This is a genomic window from Sinanaerobacter chloroacetimidivorans (assembly GCF_018128545.1).
Classification (GTDB): domain Bacteria; phylum Bacillota; class Clostridia; order Peptostreptococcales; family Anaerovoracaceae; genus Sinanaerobacter; species Sinanaerobacter chloroacetimidivorans.
In genome coordinates this window covers 19,862-34,279 of the sequence record NZ_JAGSND010000015.1, presented here as the reverse complement: position 1 = coordinate 34,279, position 14,418 = coordinate 19,862, and the positions used below count along the sequence as shown (strand labels likewise).

Sequence of the window (14,418 nt, the reverse complement as noted above, 5' to 3'; positions counted from 1 at the left end):
CCCCTTATTGTGAAAAGGGGAGCTTCAGGATCAGATTTCTAAATTTTTAAATGCATCCGGTACTTCCTTGTATCCTTTTGACTTTACAGCACCGATCACGATTCCCACAACCAACCAGACGATGCCGATCATATACGTCAATGTTTCAAATCCGGTAAAGATGAATACCAGGATGGATACACCGCAAACAGGGCAGATAAGAAATTTAACAATGTCCGAAAAGGTTTTTCTTCTTTTTTCTTTGACGAAAAAGAATACGAATACCGCAACGTTAAGCAGGATAAAAGAAGACAAAGCACCGAAGTTTACCAGTCTCACAAGCTGTGAGATCGTAAGAATAATGGGAAGGAAGCAGGATAATACTCCTATGACGATGGTTCCGACGTACGGGGTCTGATACTTGGGATGAACCTTGGCAAATATTCTGGGAATGACACCGTCTCTTCCCATGCCGTACAGCATTCTTGCCGTTGCAGTTTGGGCTGCCATGATGTTAGCGATACCAACGGCTAAAATATTGACGACAAGCAATACCACCCGAAAACCTTCACCGGCAGCAAGTGCGGCAGCATCAAAAAAGCCGGTAGCCAAATCCGTATTCTCCCAATCGGGCAGGATAAGGGCGGCAACATAGGTTTGTGCCACGAAAACCAATGCGATGCCGATCAAAGCAATGAGGATCCCTTTTCCGATTGTTTTTTCCGGCCTGATGGTTTCTTCAGCCAGCGTACTGATACCGTCAAACCCTAAGAAAGACAGGCAGGCGATGGTGCATGCGGATGCGATAAACCCTGCATCAATTTTACCGGGCTGATAGATCGGGGCAATTGAAATTTCTCCGAATCCTCCGCCTCCCATCACATATTTCAATCCGATAATCAGGAAAAACAACAGGATCCCTATTTCCATTACGAACATAACCCAGTCAACACCTTTGGTCATTTCCATTCCCCGAACATTGATGACCGTATTGATGACAACGAAAAACAAAATCCACACAAACCACGGAATGGATGGGATCAATGCAACCCCCCAGGCCGCAACCAGAGCATACAGCAGCGACGGTACGAAAACATAGTCCAGCAAGATGAGCCATCCGGCGATAAATCCCACATGAGGATTGATTCCCCTTTGCACATACGCATATACCGATCCTGCTATCGGAAACCTGTTGCTCATATGCATATAACCCAAAGCTGTAAAACTGATGGCAATGGCGCCGATTATGTAGACGAGAGGGGTAAGTCCGCCGCTTGCCGCCTGGATCTCTCCGAAAATAGACATAGGGGCGATAATCACCATGAACAGCATCCCGTAAAGGACAACGTCTTTCAGCGTAAGAGCTCTTTTCAGTTCCTGCTTATACCCGAAATCTTCGATTCGTCTGCCAATATTTTTTTCAGTCTCTTCCATAATTTTCACTCCTTTTATTCGTATCATTAAGAAATCTGCCGGCAAATTTCCGCACTATCCTATCAAAGGTTTGAACTGAGGCAGTTTTGGAGTGCCGAATCGCAGGATCAGATCCACTTCGCAGGGCTTGCATGCCTGATTGATTTCCACATCACTTTGTACGGACATATATAAATAGGCATCCGTTTTATCCCAGCCATACGCCTTGCAGATCAATCTCTGTAATTCCTTCGAAGCCCGTTTCAGTGCTTCGGGATATTCCGGAGCGCAGGCATTCACATACCAATGTGTGGCGGTTTCCGTCACCGGCCAATGCAATTCAAATTGCTTGATCAATGTAGCCCTTACCAAAATTTCCCCTTTGATTTCGATCCCTGTACCGCAAAGCTCCGCATCACCCATGGTTGCGTGAAGGTCTCCCATCTGCAGAAGGGCGCCGGTTTGCCTTACCGGGAAATAGAGTCTGACGCCTTTGGTAATTCGCTTACTGTCCAAGTTGCCGCCATGATTTCCGGGATACCCGTCGGCAACCGGCTCTCCTTCGGGAGCCGTTCCGATCACCCCGATCATCGGATAAATATGGAATTTGACCTGATTGAATTCGGCAACTCCATCTGTGATCTTTACAACCTTTGTGCGGTCTTCCATATCATCGCAAAGCGGCCCGCATCCCCTAACGGTGCAGATTACGCCTTGATCCGCTACCTGGATATCCAGAATATCTACTGCTAAGACATCTCCGGGTTCTGCACCGTTGATAAAGACGGGACCTGCCGCAGGGTTGGCGATTGTGTAGTCAAGGTTTAATACCAGATCCTCCTCCGTATGAATGGTGTTGGAGAAGCAGTCCATTGTGCGGAATAATAACAGTTCTCCCGGATCTGTTGTTACAAAAGGCTCATTATCCTTCGAAAAATTGTAAACAGACTTGTCAATGATTTTCATATTCTTCACCTTCCAATTCCTTTCTTTGAGCTAATTCTATTTTGTCCCAGAAAGTTTTATACGCTCTTCTTTTCAAATAATAGAAATATTTTTATCTTTACCAGATTTGGTTTAAGTGAAAGATCTGAAAGAATGCCCGAACAAACGAAAAAAGGAGGTATTTACTACCTCCCTTGCTTAAGTGTTCACTTTATTTACTTTTTTTCATAATTTGTTTTATAACTTATTTATTTATTTGTTCCTCTTTCAGGATTCGTTTCATGATCTTTCCTGAACTGTTTTTCGGCAGACTCGGGATGAACTCTATGGTTCGAGGCAGCTTGTAAGCCGCGAGCCGTTCTCTCATATAACGAAGCAGCTCTTTTGAAGTGCATTCTTCGCCCTCCTTCAGGACAACGAAGGCTTTGACGTATTCGCCCCTCAGTTTGTCCGTCATTCCGATGACGGCGGCTTCCTTTACCTTCGGATATTGGTAGATGACTTCTTCCACCTCTCTTGGATACACATTCAAGCCGGCTACAATAATCATATCCTTCTTTCTGTCTACGATATAGATGTATCCCTCTTCATCCTTCTTCGCCAGATCTCCCGTATGAAGCCACCCGTTAAGCAGTGCTTTCCTTGTCTCTTCCGGCTGATTGTAATACCCCAGCATGACATTATCTCCCCGTACTGCGAGTTCTCCTACTTCACCGGCCGGAAGCTCCGCATCGTTCTCGTCGACAATTTTGCATTCCACAAAAGGAATAGGTAATCCAATGGATCCTTCCTTTTGCACTCCGGACGGCGGATTGAAGGATACAGCCGGAGAAGCCTCAGTCAATCCATACCCCTCCACAACAGGAAGTTTCATGATTTCTCTGGACTGTCTATAGATTTCAACCGGTAAAGCGGCTCCGCCGGAGACAGCCAAGCGAAGCTTCGGGAATGAAATATTCTTTTTCCCGGCTTCCAATAATACGACATACATAGCGGGAACGCCCATGAAGATGGTGATTTCGTCTTTCAGCAAGACTTCAATGACTTCTTTTGGCTGGAAGGATTCCAGTATTGTCACTGTGGCCCCGGACCAAAGGGGCATCAGTATGCAGGCAGTAAAGGCAAATACATGGAACATGGGCAGAACGCACATATAGATGTCATCCTCCCTTGCCTCCAGCCCAATAAAGCATTGTTCCGAATTAAAAACAAGATTTTTATGGGTCAGCATGGCTGCTTTCTGCTTTCCAGTTGTCCCGGAGGTATAGAGGAAGGTAGAGATGACATTTTCATCTGAAAAGTCGTCCAGTTCCTCCGCCGTGGCTTCCAGGGCACTTTGATTGAAATCTTCTCCCAGTACGATCAGCGTGATACCCAATGCTCTTTCCACTGTTTCTTTATCGAGTTTCGCTTTCTGCATGATGACAGGATGGATAATCATAAATTTCGCTTCTGAATCCTTGACGATATAAATGATTTCTTCCATGGTAAGCATAAGGTTGATAGGAACAATAACAGCTCCGTTTCTCACCGTTCCCAGGTAGGAATATATAAACTCAGGGGAATTGATGCAACTGAGAACGACCTTATCCCCTGCTTTCAGCCCAGCTTTCTTCAAGTATCCGGCATAAGCCAAAACCATTTGGTCAAGCTGGCCGTAACTGATGCTGTTTCCCTTGAAATTCAATGCAATTTTCTCACTGTTATAATTATTTTTATAGATTTCTCCGACCATAAAATCCTCCTATAAAATTAATTTGATTATCAAAATATTTGATAAACTTATTTAATTGCTATTGTACTATATTTTTTTTCATCTAGCAATTTCCATATCAATTTTTTCCATTAAATGATTAAATTATAAATATGAATCATGATATTCCGTTTTTACTCTATGGATCTTACCCCATGTATTTCTGGCTTTATTAAATCGAATCATACCCAGTATTCTGAAATAGGAGCAAATCTGTCTGTAACCCAGGCATTCAAGGATGGAGAAGAGCACCAGCTGAACAACCATTGCCTTGGTAAACGGGGCTTTGAACAAATAGGCTTCAAAGCAGATACTGACAAAGGAGATGGAGATGTTATAAATGGAAAAGCACAGAAAATAAAACAGAAAAACGTCAATACTTACATATCCGGTAAAATACGCGATGGGAATCAGGATAAAACCGAATATATCCACAATGGGCGCTCCCAGTTCAAAAATGGCATAATAGGAAACCGGCATGAAACCGAACATTTTATATTTTGTATTGAAAATGATATGCTTGTACTTGAACAGAGAGTCCATAAGCCCGATATGCCATCTCATTCTCTGGGATTTCAAACTCTTCAGGTCTTCCGGAGATTGGGTATAACACATGGCATCCGGGGCGTAATGGATGATATATTCATTGCCTCTTGAAATATTATATTCATGGAGCTTCATAATCAGCTCCATATCCTCTCCTATGGTGGCTACGTCATATCCTCCTACCTCGATGACCGCCTTCTTTTTAAACAGTCCGAAAGCTCCTGAGATAATGATATTCAGATTGAACAGGTTCAGTGCAACTCTTGAAGACAGAAACACACGAAGGTATTCTATGGTCTGGAATATGATCAGGGGATTCTTTGTCGGCGCAATTCTGCTGATAATTCCGTTTTTCAGGATGCAGTTATTTCCGACCTTAATATTGCCCCCCACTACGATGGTTTTCTCACTTTTCACAAAATGATAGACGATCCTTTTTAATGCGTTGGCCTGAAGCATGGAGTCGGCATCCATCGCTACAAAGAGCGGGTAATTGCTGACATTGATCCCCGTATTCAAAGCATCGGCTTTACCCCCATTTTCTTTGTTCACAAGAGTCAACCTGGTTCTTCCGATTTTTGTTTCGAAGATTGAACGGCATGGTTTTGTCTGGATGCTCCTCCTGATGGGCCTGAAAACCTGATGAAGTCCGAAATGCTCGATGATGAGTTCTTCCATGCCATCTGTGGAGCCATCGTTCACTACGACGATTTCATAACCTGGATAGTCCAGACAAAGAAGGGACTCAATGGAAGATACAATGGTAAGCTTCTCGTTGTAGGCAGGCACCAGAATGGAAATGGGAATGTGGCTGCTTTGATCGTTTAAATTCAAGGATCTCATGTGAACCCTGTTCATAACGAAATCACTCAGACTGAATGCAGAAGCAAGGATGAACAGCAAGGTCAAAAGGGAGTACACAATATTGTAAATAAAAATAAACATTGTAATAACAATAAAAAAGTCAACGGCAAACTCAAGCAGCTCCATTCATGCCACCTCCTAATTCTACAAATTCTTCATAGGTAGTCATCCCTGCGTCAAACATTGCGTAAATCAAGGCTTCTTTCGCATAATTGTCATCGACGAGCAGGTTGGTCAGCAGTTCTTCTTTATCAAGGCCGATCCGGACAAGGGCTGCTGCACTGTTTTTTCTCACATACCAATCTTTGCTTCTCAAAAACCTTTCTCCTAAAAGGAGCAATATGACTTCCTCATCACCCTTAAAATATTTTGGCGCTAGCGTTACGGCCACTGCCCTGATTTCAAAATCTTCTTTATAAAGCAATTGCATGATGGATTCCCTTGCCTTCTTACGGATCTCACAGACGGAGAAATATCTCAGGCAGGCAATAACAATCTCTTTATTGTTTACATGATCATGCAGGTAACCCAGAACAAAATCCATGGAATCATTGATCACATTTTCTGTCAGAAATCTGATCACCAGATGACGGTAGGAATCCGGATTTCCGTAAAAGGAATCCAGCATCAACCATCTTAATTCATCAATGCTGCCTTCAAAACTGCCTATCATTTCCGATATGTGCCGGGGATTGAAATATTGATCACTGCTGCAGGCTTTCATCAGACCTTTGTTAAAATAACTGCTGTTTCCGATGACACTCAAGGCCCGTAAGGCATTGGCCCTTACGTCAAAAGAGTCGTCCTCCAAGGCGTCTAAAATAAAGAGGTTAATCTCCTCTAAATCTTGCCGGAATTCTCCAAGAAGCATCATTCGGTAGGATTTTTCGGAATAGTGCATATTCCTTCCAAATTGCAGCATCTCTTTGAAATACGGGAAAGCCGGTCTGAAATACTCTTTGATCCTGCTTTTATCCTGAATTTTATCCGAATAGTATATAAATCTCTGTAGAAAATATCGTTTCATTTTTTTCGTCTTCAAAGTACCGCAAAGAAGGAGAACTTCTTCCTCCGTGACCGTCTTGTTGTCAGAAAGCGCTATGAAATGCCGGTCCACCGCTTCCACAAAATTTCGCCTGGTTCTTAAAAATCCATGGGAAGAAATCTTCCTGACAGAGTCTGTGACGATCAGAAAAATCCAAATGCATACAGATAGGTACAGTCCAAAGAACAGGAATAAAACTGCATAAATTTTCATGTGGTTCTCTCTCCTTCCCTAGTGCTCTGTAACACTTAAAATGTTGACAGAGTACTAGTTGATATCCTGAAAAACTTTTTGAACAAAAGAATAAGATTCCTTCAGCCTTTCATGATAGCTGGGCTCCTCCCAGGGCTCATAATCATACGGATACATTTTGATCACTTCCGAAGAATCCGGCTCAGCAATTCCAACATAAATGTCATCAAAGCTCTGCGGTGAAATTTTATTGAGATTATAAAAATCGTCCATTACCTTTTTGGAGGAAGGATCCATGATATTCAAAAGCCCCCAGGGTATTCTGATTTCTATATCGTTTTCTCCGGTGCAGAAGTCCGCTATGGAATTATAGTCCGGTGCTTTCGGATCTGCATTTCCGTATACCAGTCGTCCGGTGTTATAATAAGAGGGATCTGAGTACTCCCCCGTTTCTTCCACAAGGAGAGGCGCTCTCAATGCCAAACGGATCGGTATGAAATCACCAGCCTGTTTTTCAAAATGATTGCTGTATGGATCCTTACGAAAAAGCATTTTAGAAAATTGATAAGTAAAAGCGTCAAAGTAATTATGTACCAGTATTTCCGAATTCTTTTTCCCGTCGATCCGCAGGAGGAAATCAGCGGGACGTTCAAAAGCTGAACCATACTTCTCCGAACGGGTAATTCCTGAGTTCTGCGTGATGTCAATGGGAATCAGGAGACTCTCGTTATCTATATCCAGCCCCGGCCGGTTGATTCTGAAATATAAAAACTTCTCATCGGATTTCATGGAAACGGTAATGCTCCCGTTCTTACAGAAAACATCGTCCTTGTCCCATTCAGAGGTATTGCCGTCTACATAGCAAACGCTCTTTTTCCTTCCCGGGTCAAAGGTCAGCAGCCCAAAAGACTGCTCGTTGGTCTGATAATCACTCCAATAGGCACGATAATCCGGCAGACTGTAATCCATGGTGTTCCAGGTCCTTTTAAACCATTCGTCCTGCCATGAAAATACCAAGCCGCCGGCACATCCGGCTTCATGAATGATCTTGGTCATGTCAGTGAGAATTTTCCCCTGTTCTTTTTCTGTCAAATTCCCCTGGTCATAACCGTTTGAAGACTGGCTTCGGGCGATTCCTCTGGAAGACGGTACGCCATATTCGGAAATCACCACCGGCAGGGTATGATGAGCAGTCAACGCTTTTAGATAGGATTTGTAGGGATTTATTTCACCATCCTGCAGCGGCTGCTGATACTCTTTCTGAAATTCAAAGAAATCCGGATAATACGGATAGGCATGGTAGGATGCAAACTGTCCTGCATAAAAATGGTCTGTTGCCTTGATGTGTTCCGTATCCACTTCCCCCAGATTTACGGATTCCTCTTCGTTTGAATGTGCGAGGGGGTCAGTGGTAGGCCAGTTAGAAAAAGCAATCAATCTTTGTTTTTTATAGGTATCAGTTTCATAAGCTACAGCGGCATCTCCGACCCGGCAAAGAAAGCTTTCAAAGGGATTTGCATTCACAGTCTGCAGATAGGTTCCGCTGTATTCCGCGAGTTCCGAATGGTGTTCATTCGTGTATTTTACGAATTCGCCGTCCCATTCAATGCCGAGGATATACCCAATCACCCATTTTGAAATGTCCTTGGTATAAGCTCCGTCAGCCTCCCCTTTTATGGGTTCTATGGATATGTTCCCATGGATCACATCAATGGCTTGTCTGGTATCGCTTTTAAACTTCTCAATAATGGCAGGAGAAAAGGCATCTTTCTCACGAAGAATGTCTTCTTCATTGACCCATACCCCCTGGATGAGGTACAGTTTCCTCAAGTGAGTTTTATTGTAGGTATAGAAAGCGTCATAGAAATCGGGACTTAAAATCGTATACACGCGGATGGTATTGGCATTCATCTTTGCTATCTGTTTGAACCATCGCAGGTATTCCTCTTTGGTTACGGCAAAATCCCCCGGAAATGCTCCGGGCTTTGCTGCTCCGATATCCACTCCCTTAATATATGTTTTTTCCCATTTGCCGTATCGGTTGATCAGAATATCTTTCCCGGAAGCTTTACTGAAAATCTGAATGTCCTGGGAAGAAGGCAGGCTTACATAAGTTGTACTGAAATTTATGCTGATGATGATGTACATCGAAAAGATCAAATAGAGAACGGTGCAGGCTATTATATACTTTCTCAATTTCTTATACCTCTAAAGTAAGTTATCTAAGACATCTGCCGATAGAATGTGACCTATATAAATAGTTTCTGACTAAGAGTAACACTTTTCGATAATTCTTGCAACAAATAAATCTTCCAAAATACTGTAAAACACCGGGGTGTCCGGTTCCATATATTCCCATAAAATAATATGAAGCCGCTCTATTTTTGAACGGCTTCAATTTTAAATAAGTTTGTATTAAAAATATATTATTTTTAGTATTATTTAACCCGTTAAGTTGTTTAAAAATAGAGCTATAAAGATGATCTATCCATCAGTATAATATCATATCCTTTTGCTCCGTTCGTTTCATACAGGTATATTTTACATCCGGCTTTCACGTAACCAGAATAAACTGCATATCCTCCGAATGTACCATCTGTACTCATCTTTATTTCATAACAGACCGCGTTTGAGGATATGTTATAAGAAGCCTTAACACCCTCAATAGAGTTTGTTTGCGCATTCACCTTAACCGTATCCGTCACATCAGGAGAAATCAGAGTCATCTCTGTTATTACTTTATTGCTGTATTTAATCTTATATAATGATGGTGCTGTACCAGAAAAATCAATCAAATCTTTTTTCGAAGTAAGCATATTACATTGTTTTCCGTCTAAATATCCCACTACTCTGTTTACTTGTATACCACTAGTGTTCAATTCTTTCCAAAATTCATTAACGACTGCAAGTCCGCATTCTGCTTGTGCATTGTCAGTATTGGAGGTATTATCCAACGCATCTTCCTTTTCGCCTGTTTTCAGATCCTTCGTATCTTCCGAAACGGCATCTTGCTCTTCATTATCTGTCTTTTTATCCGAGATGCTGATTGTTGAAGATTGTCCGTCATAGGCGATATCTTTTCCTACCAGCTCTGATACCTTTCTAATCGGCAGATATACAGTACCATTGTAATTCAAACTATAAGGAACAATGGTTCCATCGTTTAGGGTATAAGATTGTCCTTTCACTGCAGCTTGCTCCCCATTTAACTTGATATTTACAGCGTTAAGCGTCACCTGTATCGTATCTGCAAATGCAATCATAGGCGTAATCATCAGACAAGCTGCAATAAAGCCTAAGACAAATCCTTTCACATTTCTTTTCATAAGTTTATTCCCCCTTTTCTCTACTTACTCTCTCTACATCTTTCCATAACCTGTTTCTCATTTTTTTACAAGCATAAGGACATCCCCCCTTATTAAACCTTTTTATTAAAAATATCCTATTTAAAATAGGATACCATATTAACACTAATAAATGAAGATTTTTCCAAATAAAAATTACTCAAAACTAAAAGGAAGGCACCGCTCTCTTAAAGTTGGTGCCTTTCAGTAATTTTACAGTTGATTTTTATTTTTACTTTTCAATAAAGCGCTTCAGCACTGCCGCCACCTCCGCACGGGTAGCCAAACCCTGGGGAGCCAGTTTTGTTCCGTTATCCGTACCTTTTATAATTCCGGTACTGCAGGCCCAGTCAAATCCATCACGAAGATCCGGTGCAACTGAGAAAACATCCGCATAATGATAGACACCCGGATACTGGCCCTTGCTGACATCCACTCCCTTGTATTTTGCATAGCTCCATAATAGGTTCGCCATCTGCTCACGCGTTACGGGATCTTCAGGCCCAAAATTTCCATTACTGTAACAGGAGGCAATTTCATTGGTCAATGCCCATTTCACTGCTGCCTTGTACCATTTGTCACCTACATCCTGCGGCATTTCGTACTCGTCCTCGGATCCCGGATTCCCTGCCATATTGTAAAGCGTATGAACAAGCATAGCTCGGGTCATGGGTGTCTTTGGCTCGAAGGTCTTGGAGGTTGTCCCGCGCATCAGTCCCTTTTCATATACATACATGACAGAATCAAAGTACCATGAAGTCTTTGGTACGTCAGAGAACAGGGAATATGCCTTTTCTGCCTCCATATTCAGTGTATTAGTGAAGAAGCCGGATAGATTATTAGAAAAAATAATATTTCCTGTCGTTCTGTCATAGGTGCACGGTATTTTATGCAGCTTGCCTGACTCATCAAGATAATAAAGCGTAACGGAATAGGTCAGCTGACCGTTGGCGGGTGTGTACGGCATATTGATGGTCATGGCATCCCGAAAGCCGTTTATGGTTGCATCACTAAGATCCACATCAATATCAAATCTGATTTCATAGGTTCTGAAAAAGGGAGCGGAATAGTTGGATAGCCCGATGCTGCCGATAATGCCGCATTCTCCGCCAAGTCCCTTGAAATATCTGCAATCTGTCAGATTGTCTATAATGTCATTGACTGTAACGTTATATTCCGAAGTTTTCAATATTTTTTCCAGGTCTGCATGAACCGTTTTCGCCTGTTCATCATTCTGGTAGAAATTACTTGTAGACCAGCCTTTTTCGGTCAGATAGTTATTAAATAAAGTTTTTCCGCCGCCGCGCAGATAGCTGATATCCTTTTCATAGGAAAAGATGAGTCCCTTCAGGAAGGCAACATCAGCTTTATCACTGCTTTTATCTCTGCTGTGCAGATACAGATAGCGTGAGATACCGTTACAAAGGGCCAGACCTACGGAATTGCCCACAGTGCCCCAGCTGCTGTAGGAAAGCAGCATACTCATCTCACATTCCCGGATCATCCGGTATTCCAGATTACCGTTATAGGCACTTGGAGCCGAATTAATGACGATGGTTGGGATTCCCTGAGAGATGTTCTTGTTAATGTAGTCGATCATCCTGCTGATATACTTTGAATTCAGTATGGGCTGGGCAGGGGTGGTCAGCACGACGATTTCCAGATCCGCGTTCTTTGTATCCACCAGCTGTACGCCGATGCTTTCCAGATGCTTTTCAACATTTTCCTGAACGGTTTCCATATCATATACAGATCCGGAATTCGTACTTTCCGTACCGCCGAAATAAACAGCCGCCGCATTGACATCTGAACCGTAATAATCGATCATCAGGCTGAGGACCGCCATCATTCCAAGCTCGTCCGTACCGGAATAAATCAGGCCCCGTTCCCCCATCTTCTTTTTGATATAATTGATCTCATTTGTCTGGATGGTATTTTGCGAATTGGAATCGTCAACTCCAATGAAGTACTTTATACTTCGTGAGTAATCCATGGTCAATATGTAATCTATAAGATTCAGCTTTCTTTCACGAGTGCGCAGTGAATTTTTCACCTCTTTGGAATAGGTTGAATCGACAGGTACCAGCCTGCTTTTTTCATCTCTGGTATAGCCCGCAACAATATTCTTTACTGTCAGACCGTTTTTTTCAATCAGAGATCTGGAGGTGAGATTATATTGGCGGAGATAGTTATAGGTTTCCAACGTGGCGCCTTGATAACCCACGGTACAGGTGGCCAGGCGGGCAACGGTATCGATGATATACACATGGTTGTTCTGTGAAAGCTCAACGATGGCATCTATCATTTTGCACTCTTCATAATATTTGGTATTGGTAAGAGTACGGGAATTCACCAGTCCTCCCGAAAGAAGCTGATCGAGAGAAATGACAAAATAATCCGTAGTCTTGTCCATTTCAAGGATCCAGTCAAGCAGCCTGCCACTGTCTCCGAAACTTGTTCCATTGGAGTTAAGCGGCTGTCCGTCAAGACGGGTGGCGTACAGATCTTCATCGGGCATTACCACCGTGAAGCCTGCGGATTCCGCTTCATAAACCACTCTGTCCACATTGACTGTACGATTGTCCAACGGAACATAAGCCAGCACCGGCTCGCGGCTGCTTTGTCCGTCAGAGACTGCTATGTTAGAATTGTTGTTTGTATTCGTCGTTTCCCCTGATAAGGTCCCCTCCTCCGAATCGGCAAATGCGGTTAATGAAAAGCTCTGCATCATTGTCAGTACCATTGTTATGCAAAGCAGGAGGCTTAAAGCTTTTCTTTTCATGTTCTTATCCCTCTTATCCCTTCTGTACTTTGTATGCTGGCGCAAATAAAATCAGCTATTTAACTTTACTATAATATGCATGAGAAATCAATAGTCCGAGGGGGAAGTTCAAAGTTGCAGAGATGATGAAAAGGGTTTCTTCCTGTGTTCATCCTGTATAGGTAAAAAACTACGCGTTCTGACCGGTTTGGATATCGTGGAGGCTTTCTTCATATTCCGGGCTATAAGATAAATAATTATAAAGGCCCTGTGAAAAATAGTCACCGATGATTTCAGCATTTTCAAGAAGTCTGTCAAAAATGTCTATGTTTCTGGGATAATCCTCCGTCAAAAATGTGGTGGATTCCTCTATGGTACTGCGCAGATAATTATATAACATGTTCCTCCACTCATTTTCAAACCAGAAGGGATTTACAGAAGCTAAAAATTGAGCCCTCTGGTCTGCATTTTGGTATAACTGCCTGGTGTATTCACTCACCGCTTCCGAGTTGCCCTCCATTTGGGCCGCAATCAAATGGTCAATTAACGAGATGTGTGTATATAACAGCTGCATGTAATCTTCCGTAATTCTATCTCCGAATACACTCCTCAGCATATCTCCATATACGGAAGGAACTTTATTCAGCCGTGCAAATATTTCTTCTTCATTGCCTAATTTCTCATATCTGCTGAGTAAATATGCTCTCGTCCAGATTGAAAGTTCATTCCAGAAAGTTCTTGCGTTGGAAATCGTATTCAGAAGTTCGTAGGTGATGCACTGCTCTATCAGTCTATTTTTTTCAATTGTCATTTTCCGCTCCTTTCATATTGGTTGCAATAAACGGCTTTCATGGATTGATTACCATTATCGGAAGGACTCGGCGATTGATTTTCATTTTCGAAAGGGCTCGGCGATTGATTTTCATTATCAGAAGGAATCTGCGTCATATAATTGAACAGACCTTGTGAAAAGTAGTCCCCCATGGCAGAAGCCTGTGACAGAATCCTGTCATAAACATCAATATTTTTTGCATGTTCACCTGTGATAGAGGTAACGATTTCTTCCAGTGTATAGGCTACATAAGTATACATAAGATCTCTCCATTCGGTAACATCCCAGTACGGATTGATGGATGACAGAAAAGTCGCTCTCTCATCCGCATTTTCATATAAACGTGCCGCCAGATCATTGACGGTATCAGTATCACCATCCAGATAAGCGGTAATGATTTGATTGTATAGTGATACGGCTGCAGACAATAGAATCATGTAGTCCTCCGAAATTTTATTGCCGAAAACAATCCGAAGCATGTTGGCATATCCTTCCGGTACTCTGTATACACGTCTGAAAACCTCTTCAGCAATTCCAATTCCAGCGGTTTTGCTGATAATCAATGCTCTCGTCCATATGGCCAGTTGCCTCCATAGGGTTCGGGAGTTAAATATTATATTCATTTCGCCGAAAGTAATGCATTGTTGCTCGGGCATTCTATTCTTAGATAACATGTTGTTTACTCCTTTAATATTAATAGTACAGTATATTTATTGATGACTAGTTTTGATATCTTTATCTGAA

10 protein-coding genes are annotated in these 14,418 nt (G+C 42.4%); all 10 read right to left on the bottom strand.

Annotated elements, in window-relative coordinates:
- Nucleotides 1-30: 30 nt before the first annotated feature.
- A complete protein-coding gene (locus tag KCX82_RS17470) occupies nt 31-1,413 on the bottom strand; it encodes an APC family permease (protein ID WP_227019787.1) in 1,383 nt (460 codons plus the stop codon).
- 54 nt (nt 1,414-1,467) lie between these two features.
- Nucleotides 1,468-2,358, bottom strand: a complete 891-nt coding sequence (locus KCX82_RS17465) for an acetamidase/formamidase family protein (RefSeq protein WP_227019786.1) — start codon at nt 2,356-2,358, stop codon at nt 1,468-1,470.
- A gap of 223 nt (nt 2,359-2,581) precedes the next feature.
- Nucleotides 2,582-4,072, bottom strand: a complete 1,491-nt coding sequence (locus tag KCX82_RS17460) for a long-chain-fatty-acid--CoA ligase (RefSeq protein ID WP_227019785.1) — start codon at nt 4,070-4,072, stop codon at nt 2,582-2,584.
- A 123-nt stretch (nt 4,073-4,195) separates the two neighbouring features.
- Nucleotides 4,196-5,626 (bottom strand): glycosyltransferase family 2 protein, encoded by a 1,431-nt coding sequence (locus tag KCX82_RS17455; RefSeq protein WP_227019784.1) that lies wholly within the window; start codon nt 5,624-5,626, stop codon nt 4,196-4,198.
- Complete coding sequence (locus KCX82_RS17450) at nt 5,613-6,758, bottom strand: HEAT repeat domain-containing protein (RefSeq protein WP_227019783.1); 1,146 nt, start codon at nt 6,756-6,758, stop codon at nt 5,613-5,615. Before KCX82_RS17450 ends, KCX82_RS17455 begins: the two co-directional genes overlap by 14 nt.
- A 54-nt stretch (nt 6,759-6,812) precedes the next feature.
- Entirely contained in the window at nt 6,813-8,933 is a 2,121-nt protein-coding gene (locus tag KCX82_RS17445) for a family 2 glycosyl transferase (protein ID WP_227019782.1), read from the bottom strand.
- A gap of 275 nt (nt 8,934-9,208) precedes the next feature.
- The gene (locus tag KCX82_RS17440) at nt 9,209-10,063 is read right to left on the bottom strand and encodes a stalk domain-containing protein (RefSeq protein ID WP_227019781.1); all 855 of its coding nucleotides are present in this window, start codon (nt 10,061-10,063) and stop codon (nt 9,209-9,211) included.
- Between the two features lie 250 nt (nt 10,064-10,313).
- Nucleotides 10,314-12,863 (bottom strand): DUF4127 family protein, encoded by a 2,550-nt coding sequence (locus KCX82_RS17435; protein ID WP_227019780.1) that lies wholly within the window; start codon nt 12,861-12,863, stop codon nt 10,314-10,316.
- Between the two features lie 169 nt (nt 12,864-13,032).
- Complete coding sequence (locus KCX82_RS17430) at nt 13,033-13,653, bottom strand: hypothetical protein (protein WP_227019779.1); 621 nt, start codon at nt 13,651-13,653, stop codon at nt 13,033-13,035.
- Complete coding sequence (locus tag KCX82_RS17425; RefSeq protein ID WP_227019778.1) at nt 13,650-14,297, bottom strand: hypothetical protein; 648 nt, start codon at nt 14,295-14,297, stop codon at nt 13,650-13,652. Before KCX82_RS17425 ends, KCX82_RS17430 begins: the two co-directional genes overlap by 4 nt.
- Between the last annotated feature and the right edge of the window lie 121 nt (nt 14,298-14,418).